The organism is Candidatus Bathyarchaeota archaeon, from assembly GCA_026014685.1.
Taxonomy (GTDB): Archaea; Thermoproteota; Bathyarchaeia; order Bathyarchaeales; family Bathycorpusculaceae; genus Bathycorpusculum.
Genome location: JAOZHW010000007.1, coordinates 324,808 through 340,211 on the forward strand (window position 1 = coordinate 324,808; position 15,404 = coordinate 340,211).

16 protein-coding genes are annotated in these 15,404 nt (G+C 47.6%); 9 read left to right on the forward strand and 7 right to left on the reverse strand.

The features are described 5' to 3' along the window. The first annotated feature begins 93 nt into the window (after positions 1-93). From dapA to NWE96_06030, 6 genes are all read left to right on the forward strand, one after another. Complete coding sequence (gene dapA / locus NWE96_06005; GenBank protein ID MCW3983533.1) at positions 94-1,131, forward strand: 4-hydroxy-tetrahydrodipicolinate synthase; 1,038 nt, start codon at positions 94-96, stop codon at positions 1,129-1,131. Continuing rightward, positions 1,124-1,909, forward strand: coding sequence for a 4-hydroxy-tetrahydrodipicolinate reductase (gene dapB / locus NWE96_06010; protein MCW3983534.1), 786 nt, complete (start codon positions 1,124-1,126; stop codon positions 1,907-1,909). The genes dapA and dapB overlap by 8 nt, the downstream gene beginning before the upstream one ends. Positions 1,910-1,976: 67 nt before the next feature. After that, the gene (gene asd, locus NWE96_06015; protein MCW3983535.1) at positions 1,977-3,035 is read left to right on the forward strand and encodes an aspartate-semialdehyde dehydrogenase; all 1,059 of its coding nucleotides are present in this window, start codon (positions 1,977-1,979) and stop codon (positions 3,033-3,035) included. 31 nt (positions 3,036-3,066) lie between these two features. After that, a complete protein-coding gene (gene lysA / locus NWE96_06020; protein ID MCW3983536.1) occupies positions 3,067-4,356 on the forward strand; it encodes a diaminopimelate decarboxylase in 1,290 nt (429 codons plus the stop codon). Between the two features lie 5 nt (positions 4,357-4,361). Continuing rightward, positions 4,362-5,207, forward strand: coding sequence for a diaminopimelate epimerase (gene dapF / locus NWE96_06025; GenBank protein ID MCW3983537.1), 846 nt, complete (start codon positions 4,362-4,364; stop codon positions 5,205-5,207). Further along, positions 5,200-6,357, forward strand: a complete 1,158-nt coding sequence (locus NWE96_06030) for an aminotransferase class I/II-fold pyridoxal phosphate-dependent enzyme (GenBank protein ID MCW3983538.1) — start codon at positions 5,200-5,202, stop codon at positions 6,355-6,357. Before dapF ends, NWE96_06030 begins: the two co-directional genes overlap by 8 nt. A 71-nt stretch (positions 6,358-6,428) precedes the next feature. Here the strand turns inward: NWE96_06030 and NWE96_06035 are convergent, their stop codons facing one another. Next, positions 6,429-7,472 carry a sodium:calcium antiporter gene (locus tag NWE96_06035; GenBank protein MCW3983539.1) on the reverse strand — a complete coding sequence of 348 codons (1,044 nt, stop codon included), beginning with the start codon at positions 7,470-7,472 and terminating at the stop codon, positions 6,429-6,431. A 133-nt stretch (positions 7,473-7,605) separates the two neighbouring features. Between NWE96_06035 and NWE96_06040 the strand changes: the two genes are divergently transcribed. Further along, complete coding sequence (locus NWE96_06040) at positions 7,606-8,022, forward strand: universal stress protein (GenBank protein ID MCW3983540.1); 417 nt, start codon at positions 7,606-7,608, stop codon at positions 8,020-8,022. Positions 8,023-8,037: 15 nt separating this feature from the next. Here NWE96_06040 and NWE96_06045 read toward each other — a convergent pair whose 3' ends face one another. Both NWE96_06045 and NWE96_06050 read right to left on the reverse strand, forming a co-directional pair. Beyond that, entirely contained in the window at positions 8,038-9,099 is a 1,062-nt protein-coding gene (locus tag NWE96_06045; protein ID MCW3983541.1) for a mechanosensitive ion channel family protein, read from the reverse strand. Positions 9,100-9,199: 100 nt separating this feature from the next. After that, complete coding sequence (locus NWE96_06050) at positions 9,200-10,129, reverse strand: hypothetical protein (protein MCW3983542.1); 930 nt, start codon at positions 10,127-10,129, stop codon at positions 9,200-9,202. A gap of 336 nt (positions 10,130-10,465) precedes the next feature. Between NWE96_06050 and NWE96_06055 the strand changes: the two genes are divergently transcribed. Together NWE96_06055 and NWE96_06060 are read left to right on the forward strand one after the other, a co-directional pair. Beyond that, positions 10,466-10,816: an Ig-like domain-containing protein gene (locus tag NWE96_06055; GenBank protein MCW3983543.1), complete on the forward strand. Its 351-nt coding sequence runs from the start codon at positions 10,466-10,468 to the stop codon at positions 10,814-10,816. A gap of 84 nt (positions 10,817-10,900) precedes the next feature. Beyond that, on the forward strand, positions 10,901-11,440 hold the full coding sequence (locus NWE96_06060) for a zinc ribbon domain-containing protein (GenBank protein MCW3983544.1): 540 nt from the start codon (positions 10,901-10,903) through the stop codon (positions 11,438-11,440). A 60-nt stretch (positions 11,441-11,500) separates the two neighbouring features. Here the strand turns inward: NWE96_06060 and NWE96_06065 are convergent, their stop codons facing one another. The 4 genes from NWE96_06065 to NWE96_06080 all read right to left on the reverse strand — a co-directional run bounded on the left by NWE96_06065 (position 11,501) and on the right by NWE96_06080 (position 15,344). Beyond that, positions 11,501-12,733, reverse strand: coding sequence for a phosphoglycerate kinase (locus tag NWE96_06065; protein ID MCW3983545.1), 1,233 nt, complete (start codon positions 12,731-12,733; stop codon positions 11,501-11,503). Positions 12,734-12,795: 62 nt separating this feature from the next. After that, a complete protein-coding gene (gene gap, locus NWE96_06070; protein ID MCW3983546.1) occupies positions 12,796-13,815 on the reverse strand; it encodes a type I glyceraldehyde-3-phosphate dehydrogenase in 1,020 nt (339 codons plus the stop codon). Positions 13,816-14,081: 266 nt separating this feature from the next. Continuing rightward, complete coding sequence (locus NWE96_06075) at positions 14,082-15,110, reverse strand: adenosylcobinamide amidohydrolase (GenBank protein MCW3983547.1); 1,029 nt, start codon at positions 15,108-15,110, stop codon at positions 14,082-14,084. Positions 15,111-15,125: 15 nt separating this feature from the next. Further along, a complete protein-coding gene (locus tag NWE96_06080; GenBank protein MCW3983548.1) occupies positions 15,126-15,344 on the reverse strand; it encodes a 4Fe-4S binding protein in 219 nt (72 codons plus the stop codon). Positions 15,345-15,404: the final 60 nt, after the last annotated feature.

Below are 15,404 nucleotides of genomic sequence, written 5' to 3' on the forward strand. Positions count from 1 at the left end.
CTATTTTTTTCGTTTTCCGTAAAAATAATTCGTAAAACGTAACGCTTAAATATATAGGTAAATATCACTCTACCCTGCAAAGAGGAACCAAAATTGACAACATTCAGCGGCTGTTACACAGCACTAATAACACCCATGAACCGTAATCGCGAAATCGATTACGAAGGATTACAACAATTAGTAGAATTCCAAATAAAAAACGGGGCCAAAGGCATCCTCGCCGTCGGCACAACAGGCGAAAGCCCCACCCTAGACTGGAACGAACACAGCAAAGTCATAGAAAAAACCCACGAATACGCAGGCAACCGATGCCTCACCATCGCAGGAACGGGTAGCAACAGCACCCAAGAAACCCTCGACGGCACCGAACACGCATACGAAGCAGGAGTAAAAACGGTACTACTCGTTGACCCCTACTACAACGGGCCCAGCTCGCTTGAAATCCGCAAGGAATACATCGAGCCCATTGCACGCCGTTTTCCTGAAGTCCAAATCATCCCATACATCATCCCCGGCAGAACAGGCACACAACTCCTCCCGCAAGACATCGCCACATTGCATGCCGAGTTCCCCAACGTGCGTTGTGTCAAGGAAGCCACAGGCGACCTCAAGAACATGGAGTTAACGAGGCAGCTTTGCGGAGAAGACTTTGACATACTCAGCGGAGACGATGATAAAACCTACACGATGATGATTGCGCCCGACATCAGGGCAAGCGGCGTCATCTCCGTCATATCCAACGTTGCACCCAGCGCATTGGCAGATATGGTGCACTACGTTTTGGATGGAAACGAGGAGGCTGCAAGCGTCATCGCTCAAGCCCTTCAACCTCTCTTTAACATCGTTACCGTGAAAACCACCGAGCAAAGCCGATACGGGCCCGTCGCGTGTAAAGCTCGCAACCCCCTCGCAATCAAGACGCTCATGAACATTTTGGGTATGCCCGCTGGACCCTGCAGGCAGCCCCTGGGAAAAATGACCCGCAACGGCATCGAGGTCGTCTTGGCCAGTGCACGCAAAGTTTACGAAGCCAACCCGCAGGTTCTGCAGCCAGTCGCGGACCACTTCGGCGTAGACCTAAAAGACCGCCTCTACAACGAGAAGTACATTGAGGGACTATACTATGCTTAAGCTCTGTGTTGCTGGTGCAGCAGGCAGAATGGGCCATGCAATCATTGCTGAAGCCCTATCTAAAGGTCATCAGATAGTAGGTGCAACCGAAGCACCGACCTCCTCCGCAGTAGGCAAATCTTTACGTGAACTAGGTCTTGCCTCCGATACAGTAATTACCAGAGACCTATCTGAAGCGCTGCAGAACGCGGATGTGTTCATAAGCTTCACCGTTCCCGCTGCCGACTTAGTCAACATCCCCCTCGCTGCAGACTTGGGCAAACGCATAGTCCTCGGAACCACAGGCTTCACTCCTGAACAGAACCGCCAAGTCACCGCAGCCATGGCAGGCAAAGTTCCCGCCGTGTTCTCCCCAAACTACAGTGTAGGCGTAAACATACTCTTCAAGTTGGCAGAACAGCTTAGAGCGTTTCCTCAGGGCTACGATTTCAGCATAAACGAAATCCACCACACAGGCAAAAAGGACGCACCAAGCGGCACAGCAAAAAAACTCGGCGAAATCATCTCAAACGTCCGCGGATACACCAAAACCGTCTCTGGACGCGAAGGCATCAGCCCACGCCAACCGCAAGACATGGAAATTACGGCTCTACGTGCAGGAGGCGTCGCAGGGATCCACGACTTGATCGTCGCAGGTCCAAATGAGATGCTACGCATTGAACACACAGCTTTCACTCGCAACGTATTTGCTCAAGGTGCAGTTTACGCCGCAGAGTGGCTTAGCAGGCAGTCAGAGCCAAAAGTTTACAGCATGGCGGATGTGTTGGGGTTAGTTTAAGAAAAATTCACCATTACCTTTTTTATTTAAGTTACATAATAAATGGTCGCTCAAAGGAAGAATCAATATGCCCAATAAGCGTAAAGTCGCCATTTTAGGCGCAACAGGAGCCGTTGGACAACGGTACATTCAACTCTTACAGGGGCACCCCTGGTTTGAGATTTCCGTACTTGCAGCATCAGAAAAAAGCGCAGGCAAAAAGTACAAGGACGCAGCCACTTGGCTTATGGAGACAGAGCTGCCAAAAGAGATAGCGGAGATGCCAGTCGCAAACATAGATGTCAAGTCATGTGAAGCCACAGGTGACTTTGACTTAGTCTTCACTTCACTTCCAGGCGATTTGGCAGGTCCAACTGAAAACGAATTCGGCGCACTGTACCCCGTTTTCAGCAAAGCAAGCGCACACCGCATGGATAAAGATGTCCCCTTAATCATTCCAGAAATCAACCCCGACCACATCGAACTCATCAAAGTCCAACAGAAACAGCGCGGTTGGAAGGGCTTCATCACAACCGACCCTAACTGCAGCACCATCGGGTTAGCCATAACCTTAGCTCCGCTCATGCAGTTCGGTATAAAGCAAGTAATGGTCACCACGATGCAGGCGCTCAGCGGTGCTGGTTACCCCGGAGTGGCTTCACTGGACATCATTGATAACGTGGTTCCCTTCATTTCAGGTGAAGAGGACAAGATGGAGACTGAAGCACAAAAGATACTCGGCAAATTCGACGGCAAAACAATCAAATACGCAGATTTCCAAGTCAGCGCAAGCTGCAACCGCGTAAACGTCAAAGACGGCCATCTCGAATCTGTATTCGTCAAACTCGACAAAGAACCATCGATTGAGGAAGTGGAAGCGGCTTTCACCAAGTTCAAGGGCGAACCCCAAAAACTCAAGTTGCCCTCTGCTCCAGCACAACCCATCATCGTTCGGCACGAAAAGAACCGCCCACAACCCAGATACGACCGCGACGCAGGACGAGGACAAAGCGTAGTCGTTGGCAGGTTACGTAAGGATCCAATTATGACTATAAAGTACATGTGCCTAAGTCACAACACGGTTCGTGGCGCAGCAGGCGGCGGCATCCTTAGCGCTGAACTCTACGTAGCTAAAGGATTGGCATAAACAGCCACCCTGCTTTTTTTGGTGTGATGCTATGGTTAAGAGAAAACTGCGTGAGCCCCTTGAAGACCGAAAAGGAACCCTCTACTTCGACGGCGTCTCCACCACTGAATTGGCAAAAACCTACGATACCCCACTGTACGTGATAAGCGAGAAGCGCATACAAGACAACTACAACCGTCTCTACGGTGCCTTAGTCAACAACTACAAGTATGTGCGCATCTACTACGCCGCCAAAGCCAACACAAACCTCAATGTGCTGCGGATTCTACAGGCACAGGGCGCCTATTTGGACACCGTGAGCCCCGGCGAGGTTTTTTTGGCCTTAAGCGCAGGTTTCACTCCTGACCGCATCATGTTCACTGGTACCAGTGTTAGAAATGACGAGTTAAAGATGCTTGCAGACGCTAACATAACAATCAACATCGATTCACAATCGGAAATGGATCGACTCCTCAAGATCGCCGTACCCCAAATCCTCTCCGTCCGCGTGAACCCCGAAGTCGGCGCAGGTCACCACAGTCACTGCATAACCGCAGGCGCTGAATCCAAGTTTGGACTCTGGGAAGAAGAAGTCATCCAAGCATACGCCATTGCCCAACGTGCACGAGTGGAACGTTTCGGTATCCATATGCACATCGGTTCAGGTATCTTGGACGCTGAACCCTATGTTTCTGCGGTTGAGAAGCTGCTAAGTATTGCGAAGCGTGTTCATAAGGAAGTGGGGATAGACTTTGAGTTTATCGACATAGGCGGTGGATTCGGTGTACCGTATAAGCCTGAAGATAAGGAGCTTGACTTAACAGAGTTCTCAAACAAGGTCGTTAACCTCTTTAAGAATAAAGTCAAAGACTATGGACTCGGTAAACCGTTCCTTTTTGTTGAACCCGGCAGATACCTCGTATGCGACGCAAGCATCCTTCTGACCACCGTTAACACGGTTAAAGTGACGCCCAGCCGCAAATTCGTCGGTGTAGACGCAGGCTTCAACACCCTCGTTCGACCCACAATGTATGGTAGCTATCATCCAATTTTGGTCGCCAACAAACTAACAGCAGCAGACAAGGAAACCTACGACGTAGCGGGGCCAGTCTGTGAGTCAGGTGACCTGTTGGCAAAAGACCGCAAATTGCCCGAAATTGCAGAAGGCGACCTGCTTGCAGTGCTCAACGCTGGCGCGTACGGATTCAGCATGAGTTCACAGTATAATTCGCGTCCAAGAGCCGCCGAAGTCTTGATACGGGGCGGTAAAGCTGTAGTGGCGAGAGAACGGGAACAGCTAAAGGATCTGTTAACAAATCAAAAAATGCAAAGTGATTCTTGATGAAGATGCCTTTCTGGAAGATGCATGGATTAGGAAACGACTACGTCGTAATCGACAACCGAGACCAAAAAATCAGTGACGCACACGCTTCAAGGTGGGCTGAGCTGCTTTGTGAGCGGCGCTTCTCCATCGGCGCAGACGGACTTTTGCTTGTTTACAAGTCAAACGTTGCCGACGCCAAGATGCGTATATTCAACGCCGACGGCAGTGAAGCCGAGATGTGCGGTAACGGTATCCGATGCTTCACCAAATACTGTTACGAAAAAAACATCGTAAAGAAAACTGAGTTCACAGTAGAAACCCTCTCAGGCATAAAACACGTTTGGTTAACTCTGGAAGGCGACGAGGTGGCGTCTGTTAAGGTTGATATGGGTGCCCCTAACTGGCAGCGCTCTTCGCTTCCTATGATTGGCGAAGGCGAATGCATAAACGAAAAGTTAGATGTCGTCGGAGAAACCTACAGGGTCAGTTGCGTCTCTATGGGTAACCCGCACTGCGTGACCTTCGTTGGAGACGTAGATGCTTTCCCAGTGTACTCGATTGGAAAGCTTATTGAGAATCACAAGGCGTTCCCTAACAAAACTAACGTCGGTTTCGTGCAGGTCCTCGGTTCAGGTGAACTCAGCGTGCGAGTTTGGGAACGGGGATGTGGAGAAACCCTTGCTTGCGGAACTGGTACGTGCGCAGCGGTTGCAGTAGCTCACAGGCTTGGCAAAGTCAAAGACAAAGTTACAGTGCATCTGCTCGGCGGAGACCTGCAAGTTGAAGTTGGGAAAACCATCTTCATGACTGGACCCGCTGAAAAGGTTTTTGAAGGTACACTATTCAAGGAGCCACTACTCTATGTTTGAATACGCAGAAAGAATCAAGCGACTACCGCCATATCTCTTTGCCGAGATAGAGAAAATTCAAAAGGAAAAGAAAGCCCAAGGCGTGGACCTCATCTCGCTTAGTATCGGTGACCCTGACCTGCCGCCTCCTCAATTCGTCATAGATGCGTTGGCAGCTGAGTCAGCGAACCCAAAAAATCATAACTACTCCTTTAGTCAAGGTGAACCCGACTTCCGCGCTGCCGTAGTACAGTGGTATAAGACCCGTTTCGGCGTAGATTTAGCCTCCGACCAAGTCGTTGCCATGATGGGTTCCAAAGAGGGCTTAGCAAACATCGCTCGCGCCTACATCAACCCAGGTGACCACGTCCTCTGCCCCGATCCCGCTTACCCAGTTTACGCAAACGGCAGTACCATACTCTGTGATGGCATACCTACTTCGATGCCGCTTCTGGAGGAAAACGGTTTCTGCCCAGACCTCACATCAGTTGACGCCAGACGGGTAAAAATGATGTTCCTCAACTTCCCCAACAACCCCACCGCTGCCACCGTGGACGCGAGATGCTTGAAGAAGGCGGTTGATTTCGCTAAAGACAACAACATTATCCTCTGCTACGACAACGCCTACTCAGAAGTAACCTACGACGGATACCGAGCACCAAGCATTCTTGAAATCCCCGGGGCAATGGATGTGGCGATAGAATTCCATTCGTTGTCGAAGACGTTTAACATGACTGGTGACCGCATCGCATTTGCAGCCGGCAACAAAGACCTTGTTGCAGGTTTAGCTAAAGTGAAATCCCAAATCGACTCAGGTCCACCTGTGTACACGCAGAAGGTAGCTGTGAAAGCTTTAGGCAGCTATACTAGCCGCGACCCCCCAGAGTTCCTCAAGAAAAACAACCAGATTATGCAGGAACGCCGTGACCTGCTTGTTGACGCCCTAAACAAGCTCGGTTACCCGTGCCAGAAGCCCAAAGCAACCTTCTATGTCTGGTTTAACTGCAAAGGCGACTCCATGAAGTTCGCATCTAAACTGCTCGATGCAGGCATAGTGGTAACCCCTGGTGTTGGCTTCGGCAAATACGGCGAGGGCTATGTGCGAATGACTTTCACGCAACCGAAGGAACAGATTGCGGAAGCTTGTAAACGTATGGCTTCCGTTCTTTAATCCCCCTTTCTTACCGTAAGCACCTTTTTTAAAGTTAAGAAACGAAGAAAGGCGGAATGGTGTGTTTTTTGTTAAATTCCGATGCCCAACGTAGTTATCAAGAATAACGCGTAGATTGTGAGGAACACGAGGCCTTCTTTCCATGTTATGGTCTTTCTGGATAAGAAGTACCAGAAGAACGTGTTGATTATGATTGAGAAGATGATTAGGTTTTGGTAAACCCCCATGTTTAGTGAGGTCAAGGGTGAGCCGACGAGTACAGGAACAAACAGTGTAACTCCCAAAATCAGTGTTGTGTTGAAGAAAGCTGCTCCGATGATGTTACCTAATGCAAGGTTGGGGTGTCCTCTTAGAATAGATTTTACGCCTATGGTTAATTCTGGTATGCTGGTGCCTAACGCGACGATTGTAGCGCCAATTACCTGCTGAGAAACCCCTGCAGAGGTTGCTAAGGAGATTGCAGCTTGAACCATATAATTCGCGCTGATAACGACACCTAAAGCACCAAGCACAGTTAATAGGACGTATTGTTTGAGTTTTCCTTTTTCTTCAATGGTGACTTCTACATCTGCTTCTGCAGTGGTTATTCGTACTTTTGATAATCTGTAGAGGTACGTTCCGAATATAATCAAAAGAATTAAACCGACAATCCACGAAGCTTCAGTAGACACATACATCAGTGACAAGGGCACGATTGAAGCTACGAATAACCCGAATTCTATGTTGCTCAATTCGGAGGTTACGAACTTGGGAATTATATTGTTGCATCCGATTGGTCTTCCTATGTTTCTTTTTGAGATGTAAATCTTCAGCCCCAAAATTACTGCACCTATGCCAAGTATAGCGGAGATGTTGAAGATGTTTGAACCTATAGCGTTGCCAATAGATATCGCCGCTCCACCAGATAATGAAGCACTAAGAGCAACAGTTAATTCTGGCAGGGTAGTTGAAAGCGAGATCAGAGTAAAGCCGATTGATGTTTTGCCCAGTTTGCTGATGGCAGCTACCTTTGTTGCATATTTGATTACTACGTCGCTTGCAAGGTTGAGGAATACTAATGATACGGCGATGATTGCGAGGTTAATGAGGAAGTCAAAGCTGAAGAGATCGGCCATCTTGGATGCCTCTGAGGAGTTTTAGTTTTTTCTCGGTTGAATAGGATTATAAACTCTTAAAGGTTGTCCAAATTGTTTCCAGACAAGAAATTATAAATTAACCAAAAACGGTATTTTGATAGGTTATCTTGTTATGTATGAAAAAATCTTGGTGCCAATCGACGGTTCAGACTACTCCTTTCGCGCCCTATGCGAAGCAATCAATTTAGCGAAACTCACTGGCGGCTCAATCACCCTTATTCACGTAACACCCACTGGTTCATCAGTTGTGATGTCTTCTAAGCAGCACTTCTACGCTATGCTCCAACAAGAAGGCAAACAAGTTCTTTCTAATCGAATGAAGTTAGCTGAAGAAGAAGGAGTTAAAACCGAGACACTTCTAGTTGAAGGAGACCCAGTTGAGCAGATAGTGAAGACGGCTAAGCAGGGCAATTTTAGCCTAATCGTCATGGGCGCAAGAGGCCTGAGTAAGCTTGCGGGTCTTGTTGTGGGTAGTACAAGTCAGGGGGTAATCAAGAACGCGCCGTGCCCCGTCTTAGTTACACGCTGACCTCTTGGTTAGTGTTTAATTTTTAACGTAGACTGTGCTGGTTGGGAACGCTATCTGTATGCCTTCACGTTCAAAGGCTTCTTTTATGGCATAATTGATCTTCTGCTGAGTATCTAAGTAAACTGTATAAACTGGCGAATTCACGTAGTAAACGGTTACGAATTTTAAGCTGTAATCGCCGTATTCGGTGAAGTGGACGCGATCGAATTGTGCGGTGTCTATGCTTTTTATGATGTCGGTTATTATGGTTGGGATCTTTTTGAGTTTCTCCAGTGAGGTGTCATAGGTGACGCCTATAGTGAAGGAGATGCGTCTCTTTTCGAGTTTTCTAAAATTACGCACGCTAGTGGAAGTAAGTTCTTTGTTCGAGATGATGAGTTCTTCGCCCTGCAAAAGCTTGATGCGGGTTGATTTTACCCCGATACTCTTGACGAAACCACTGTACTCGCCTACAACTATGAAGTCATCAATTTCGAATGGACGATCAAAGTATATGGAGAAGGCGCTAAAGAAGTCGCTTAATGTGCTCTGCAAGGCAAAAGCAATGGCGATACCTCCGACACCTAAACCAACCACTACACCGGTGAGGTCAACTTTGAAGACGTAGAGGATTATTAGAAAAGCGAAGATGTAGACGACTAGCTGAATTACTTTTTTGAGTATAAACATGAGGTGGTGACTGTTTTTTCCGTCAGCATCTTTCTTTTCAGTGTACCAATCTATGAGTATACTTGACACTCTAGTGGCGGCGTAGGCGCCTAGAAAAATTTGTAGAACCATGAAAACTCCCGTCAAGACGTCATTGTATGGTTCTAAGACGGAGAGCGGGGAAAGCGCATATTCAATCCCCAAGATCATAATGCTTATGACTATGACTGTTTTTATCGAGGAAAGTATGACATCGTCGAGTTTAGTTTCGGTTTTCTCTGTCAACCGAATGAGATGCTTACTAAATATCCCATAAACCGCCCAGCCTACAAGTGCTACGACTGCAAAAATCACAAGCGACGCTAAGATTTCGCTGTCGATTTGACTTGTATGCAGTAACTGCTGGATTATTTCAGTCAGGGAAACCATTTGGCGTTCTTGTTATTCAAGGCTATTTATTTAAGTTTCTTGAAAAAACCAAAAAAAACAACAAATGCTGAAAAAAGATAAAAAGGAAAAGAAAGCTGCACTACTTTGCAGATGCTTTGGCAAGCTTCTTTAACATTTGATCTTTAGCGATACTGTACGCGATCGAGTAGTCAAAGAGTCCTTGTGGTTCAGCTGTGGCGCGTTTAATCATTTCCACTTCAGTTTTGATTTTCAGTTTACCTATGGCTAATGCACCGATGCCCCAAACGCCAGGTTTCATTTCTTTGTCATCGTTCGGACCAAGTCCTTCTACACCGAGGGGTTTAATCGCGTTTATGTCCGCGACGATTTTACATTTAGATGCTGCGGCTAAGTCGGCTGCGGTAAGCAACTGGACTCCGCCTGCACCAGCGGCAAGGATAATCTCGGCATCTTTAATGGCTGCAACTGTCTGCTCAGGCTTAGAAACTTCAACGACTTTGACGCGTTTGGCACCGCATTCAGCGTTTATTTTATCCGCTACAGCTTGACCTTTTGCAAGGCTGCGACTGCTGATGGTTACGTCGGCTTTTTCTGCAGCATAGATACGGGCTGCGGTTTGGCCAACTGGACCTGTGCCAGCTAAAACGGTGACTTTTTTGCCTTCTAAGCTTCCGAGACCTCTCTCCATGGATGCGCCAAAAGTTTTGGCGACTGCTGCAGCTGCGGTGCTGTATCCACCTCTGGGGTCAACGATGATGCTGTTTCCCCATGGAGCGGTGCTCATGGCTTTCTGGGTTGCCGCGACGACTTTTTCAACTTCCTCGAAGTTGCTGCCGTTGATGAAGACTTTGGTGTGTGCTGCGCCTGCGGGTCCGCGCGGGAAGAGGAGGTCGTAGACGATTTTGGGGGCGTCTTCGCCTGTGACGTTTTCGTATTTGAATATCATGGAGTCTGGGAATGCATCTATAGCGACGAGTAAGTCAAATGGGCTGCAATATTTGTCTGTGTCTAGGAAAACAAAAACTGTTTTGAAAGTTGGTTGTGCCAAGTTTAAACACCTGTCTTGTCTGTGATGCAGTTTAATAATTTAAGAATTGTCCAGACACAACAGAAAAGCCCATACTCTTCTGCCTTTAATTTCAGCGTTGAAGATTAAACTGATGTCCGCGTTTGGTCTGGTCCTTAGAAAATAGTCGGCTTGTTACCGCTGTATCTATAAACATGAAGCGAGTGTGTTTACTCGAGGAACCACTCAATGGTACACTATAAAGGAAAAATCATTTGTTTCACTGCTTTCTGTTTAGTCATTTTTTTCTCTGGATTGGCATCTTCGGTTGCCGCGCCTTCTCTGAATTTAAGTTGGTATAAAAATAACGGTTACGGCATGGGAAACGACATAGGTGGAGAATGGATCATAAACACTAACGTCTCCACAGATGTTGTCAGGGTAGAGTTTTACTTAGATGACGTATTACAGCTCAACGACACTGTATCTCCGTTTAGCTGGAACTTTAACACAAACAACTACACCGTAGGTCTACACACGTTTAAGGTTGTTGCGTTCGATTCAGCGGGGGATTCGGCGACTGCTGTTGCGGAGCGAAACTTTGGCGAATACTCCGTTAGTTCAGTTATCATCACAACTATCATAGTAGCAGTGGTGGGTTTCTCGATTTTGCTTGTTGCAAGCTGGGTTTGGATTAAGAAAAAAGCCAAACAGAAAAGAAAACAGTAGGCAACCAGACAAGCGCTAACAAGTTTTTTATACCCCCAAAGCAAGAAACAGTCAGCATCAGTTTGCATAAAGGAGAAACAGAAAATGGTAAATCAAGTACAAAATCCACCGACCGCAGCATACTGGCTATCCATCATTGGCGCAGTTATCGGCTTACTAGTTGGGCTAGCATTTCTAGGTTTAGGCGCATTAGCTTACATCACACTTGGCGAATACATCGACTACTACGGCGGCTACTACGGATACGATTTAGGTCTCGGCTGGACATGGACAGTATACTTCGGGTTAGGCTTATGGTCCCTCATAACCTCCATACTGATAATCACCTTCGCACGCAAACTCAAAGCAAACCCAATGGAACACACCAAATGGGGCGCACTCATCTTGGTCTTCTCTATCATCGGCGTCGGCGGCATCTTAGGCTTAATCGGCGGCATACTCGCAATCATCTACAAACCTATCCCTGCAGGAGCCCCACAATACAGTCAACAACCATACTATCAGCAGCCACCCCCACAACAAGCATACCAACCGCCACCATCAATGCGTATCTGCCCTAACTGCGGCACCCAAATGCAAAACAACGTAAGATTCTGCCCCAACTGCGGAACACAGCAATACTAAACCAGAAAGCCAAACAGCTTTTTGGAAAACACTTTTTTTCTTCGAAAAATAAAGAAAAAATTAGATTTGTTTAGATTGAACAGCCGTCTCCAGTGCCACAACGCCGGGCAGTTTTTTACCCATCAAAAACTCGATGAGTGCGCCGCCTGCGGTACTGATGTAGCCAATTTTGGGGGTTAAGCCGTATTCTTGGATGGCTGCGATAGTGTTTCCGCCGCCTGCTAAACTGAATGCGCTGCTTTCAGCTATAGCGGTTAGGACGCCTTTGGTGCCCCAATTAAATTGGGGGTTTTCATATACGCCCATGGGTCCGCTGACCACGATGGATTTGGCGGATTTAATGAGTGCGGCGTAGTTTTGGACGGTTTTGGAGCCTAAATCCAGAATCGTGTATTCGGTGGGTAGTTGGTCAACGGGGATTTCTAGGCGGTCGCCATAAACATTTAAAGCAACGTCAACTGGAACTTGGATTTTGTCCCCGAATTGTTCAATCAAGGCTTTTATGCCTGGTAGAAACTGTGTTAATTCTTTCTTTGCCAAAAACTCCATCGTCGGCTTTCCCAAGTTAACGCCTTTAGCCGCCAAAAACAACTGCGAAGTTACGCCGCCAACCAAAACGTAGTCAGCTATGCCGTTCCCTAAAACGTACTTGCTGATTTCTAGGCTATCGTCGGCTTTTGCGCCACCCATAACGTAGACACATGGGTGCTCAGGTTTCTCAAGCGCCTTACTAAGCGAGGATAATTCGCGTTCCATTATGCGGCCAGCGGCGGAGGGCAAAACTGCGGTGAAGCCAACCATTGACACGTGACCACGGTGAGCGGCAGAGAAAGCGTCGCTAACAAAGAGGTCTGCCAACGGCGCCAGTTTCTGCACCAACTCAGTTTTGGCTTGCTGCTCGGGGGAGCCGCTTTTGGTTTCCCCGTCCCAGCTCCGTACGTTTTCCAGCACCAAGATTTCTCCAGCTTGGAGGTTTTTTATTGCGGCTTGGGCTTTTTCGCCAAAGAGATCGTCGACGTATTTTATTGGGCATTTGAGGATAGTTTGGAGGATTTCAGTGTGGGTTTTAAGTGTGGTGTAGTCGGGGTCACCTTTACGGCCTTGGTGAGCGATGACGACGGTTTTGGCGCCTTTCTCGGCGAGTTCTTTAAGTGTTGATTCGGCATGGGCGCGGATACGTACATCGCTTGTGACTTTTTTGGTTTGGGGGTCAATTTCAGAGTTGAAGTCTACACGGACAAGAACAGTCTTGTTTTTTACGTCAAAATCGTTTAGGGTTTTGTATTTTGCCATGGAAATCCTCTCGAATTGTCTAAGAAAAAGAAAAGAAAGAATAATTAAATCTTACTTGCAGACTATAAGCCTGCTTTTTTACCGATTAACTCTATGAAGTCAACCATGCGGTTGCTAAAGCCCCACTCGTTATCATACCAAGAGAAGACCTTCACAAAGTTGCTTTTCTCGCCAAGCACCATAGTTAAACCTGCATCGAAAACGCTGCTGTAGGTGCTGTGCAAAACGTCGCTTGACACGATGGGATCTTCTGTGTACTGAAGAATGCCTTTGAGTTCGCCTTCAGCGGCCCTCTTCATGGCGGCGTTGATGTCCTGTTTGGTGACTTCTTTACCTAAAACGCAGGTTAAGTCCACGATAGATACATCGGGTGTGGGTACACGCAGTGAGATACCGTTCATTTTGCCACTACAGTTGGGCAATACTTCGCCGATGGCTTTGGCAGCGCCTGTGCTGGTTGGGATGATGTTTAGGGCCGCAGCACGTGCACGTCTGAGGTCTTTGTGGACCAAGTCGAGGACTTTTTGGTCATTGGTATAACTGTGACAGGTGGTCATGAACGCTTTTTCTAAGCCAAAGTTGTCGGCTAAAACTTTGCTGATGGGTGCTAAAGCGTTGGTGGTGCAGCTGGCGTTGGAGAGTATGTTGTCGGTTTCGGGGTTGTAGGTGTCTCCGTTGACGCCTAAAACTATGGTTTTATCGGGTTTCTCGGCTGGCGCAGATATAAGGACTTTTTTTGCGCCTGCAGTTAAATGTTTAGATGCGCCTTCACGGTTAGTGAACAAACCAGTGCTTTCAACCGCCAAATAAACGCCCAGTTGCTTCCACGGTAGATTCCCAGGGTCCTTTTCTTGAACACACTTGAGCACTTTTCCGTTTACGACCAAATCATTGCCCTGCACTTCTACGGTACCTGGAAATCGACCGTGAACGGAGTCGTATTTTAGGAGCATCGCGTTGGTTTTTGCGTCAGCTAAATCGTTAACTGCTACAAAATCGATGTTGGCTTGTTTTTCTATGGCAGCTCGGTAGATGAGTCTGCCTATTCTTCCAAAACCGTTGATTCCGACTTTTATTGCCATAAAGCTTTTCTCCTATTGGATGCGCAGTTAAAATCGAATCTAGGTTAATTAATTTTCCTACCCACCAAAAATCTTGAATGCAGAATCACCCGCAACTCTGCCATCTGCAAAATAATTCCAATAAAACACGCTCTAAACCAGCAATCCAATGTAGGAACAGGCTAACATAGAAATCACCTGGTGCTCTGCTACCTCCTCCCCTCCCTTATATAAAGAACAAAAATTTGAGACGCCTAAGAGCCGCTGACAACTAGAAAGCACACGCGTCAATTAGCAGGTAAACTATTTTTTACTATTGCTACAAGTGCCTCTTTGACAAAAGGCGGCAAATCAACCCCCTCACAATCCGCCAGTTGCTCGCAGCCGTTGGTTGGTGTAGCAAAGCATTTGGTTATGGTTTCCCAATCTTTGTAGTCTGTTGGCAGCAAGTTCTTCTTGTAGTCGTCATCCATCTTTGCAGCCGCCAACAAAACCGCGCTACTGCAGGGGTTCTGAGCTAAAATCTTTCTCAACTGCTCCGCGGTCACCTTTAAGCCTTCGATTTTAGATACCTCAGCAGCCAACTTTTCAACTGGCAGATGCCTCTCACGTAGCCTATCTAGAACGCTGCGGTTAGCCCAAACAGGCTCCTGCTTAAGCAACGCCTGCGTAACCGCTTTGCGTGCACAGTGCCCGACGAGTTGCCCCAGTTTTGATGCTGGACCACCCAAAACCACCTCTTTACCTTTGCCTGTCGTGGCTACGGTGACGCTGTCGGTGATGGAGCCTGTGGCGGAGTCGCCTGTGTAGCGGCTTCTCATGTCAAAATCGCGGAGGGCGGCTGATTTGGCTTCTGTAGCGGTTATGAGGGCGGCGACCATGCAGCTTTCAGAGGGGTTGCCGTCGATGAAAACGATTATGTTTATGGTTCCTGTGATTTTTTCGACTCTTATGTCTTCGCCGCTGGATTCTCCGTGCGAGCACCCCGCGGTTGCGGCAACACTAACAGTGAAGTCTTCGTCTTTTTTGGTTACGAGGGCATAGTTTTTGATTTTGGCGGCCGTTACCATGGCGAGGTAGTCTTTGGTTATGTTTAGTTTTGCTGCAGATTGGGTGATAAGTTGCAGCGGGTCAAGGTGCAAGGAGAGGTCACTGTAGCCCTCCGGCACCCCAATATTAAGGACGGCCTTAACCTGTCTGCTCCCGCCGTTAAAAATTGCGGAGCTAACTGTCTTTAAAGGATTATCACAAATTACGGCTAGCACGTTGTCTTTTATGACAAGCTTTGTTTTTTCTGCTAAATCAAACTGCTCCAATCTGTAATCCCGCTGCTACTTTTGGGGTTTGCCAACGTTTAACGTGATGGCTTTAGCTGGACAAAGGTTGACGCAGACACCGCATTTGGTGCATTGGACAACCGCGATGACTTGGGGTTTGCGGTTTTTGCCCTCTTCAAGGGCGCCTTGGGGACAAACACCGATGCATATTTGGCCGGTGCAGGGAGGGCATTTGGCGGTGTCGATGGTTATGGGTGACTTATGTTTGTCCATGCGAAATCAACAACTAAATAAGCGCCAACAATATATCTGTTGCGAGCAAAGGTATTGGGC

What these genes read in the sequence shown, in the direction of transcription:
- NWE96_06045 (MCW3983541.1), bottom strand. Translation starts at nt 9,099, where the DNA reads ATGGTTTCCCTGACTGAAATAATCCAGCAGTTACTGCATACAAGTCAA.
- NWE96_06055 (MCW3983543.1), top strand. Translation starts at nt 10,466, where the DNA reads ATGGGAAACGACATAGGTGGAGAATGGATCATAAACACTAACGTCTCC.
- NWE96_06080 (MCW3983548.1), bottom strand. Translation starts at nt 15,344, where the DNA reads ATGGACAAACATAAGTCACCCATAACCATCGACACCGCCAAATGCCCT.
- NWE96_06040 (MCW3983540.1), top strand. Translation starts at nt 7,606, where the DNA reads ATGTATGAAAAAATCTTGGTGCCAATCGACGGTTCAGACTACTCCTTT.
- NWE96_06060 (MCW3983544.1), top strand. Translation starts at nt 10,901, where the DNA reads ATGGTAAATCAAGTACAAAATCCACCGACCGCAGCATACTGGCTATCC.
- lysA (MCW3983536.1), top strand. Translation starts at nt 3,067, where the DNA reads ATGGTTAAGAGAAAACTGCGTGAGCCCCTTGAAGACCGAAAAGGAACC.
- asd (MCW3983535.1), top strand. Translation starts at nt 1,977, where the DNA reads ATGCCCAATAAGCGTAAAGTCGCCATTTTAGGCGCAACAGGAGCCGTT.
- NWE96_06030 (MCW3983538.1), top strand. Translation starts at nt 5,200, where the DNA reads ATGTTTGAATACGCAGAAAGAATCAAGCGACTACCGCCATATCTCTTT.
- NWE96_06035 (MCW3983539.1), bottom strand. Translation starts at nt 7,472, where the DNA reads ATGGCCGATCTCTTCAGCTTTGACTTCCTCATTAACCTCGCAATCATC.
- dapB (MCW3983534.1), top strand. Translation starts at nt 1,124, where the DNA reads ATGCTTAAGCTCTGTGTTGCTGGTGCAGCAGGCAGAATGGGCCATGCA.
- dapF (MCW3983537.1), top strand. Translation starts at nt 4,362, where the DNA reads ATGCCTTTCTGGAAGATGCATGGATTAGGAAACGACTACGTCGTAATC.
- gap (MCW3983546.1), bottom strand. Translation starts at nt 13,815, where the DNA reads ATGGCAATAAAAGTCGGAATCAACGGTTTTGGAAGAATAGGCAGACTC.
- NWE96_06065 (MCW3983545.1), bottom strand. Translation starts at nt 12,733, where the DNA reads ATGGCAAAATACAAAACCCTAAACGATTTTGACGTAAAAAACAAGACT.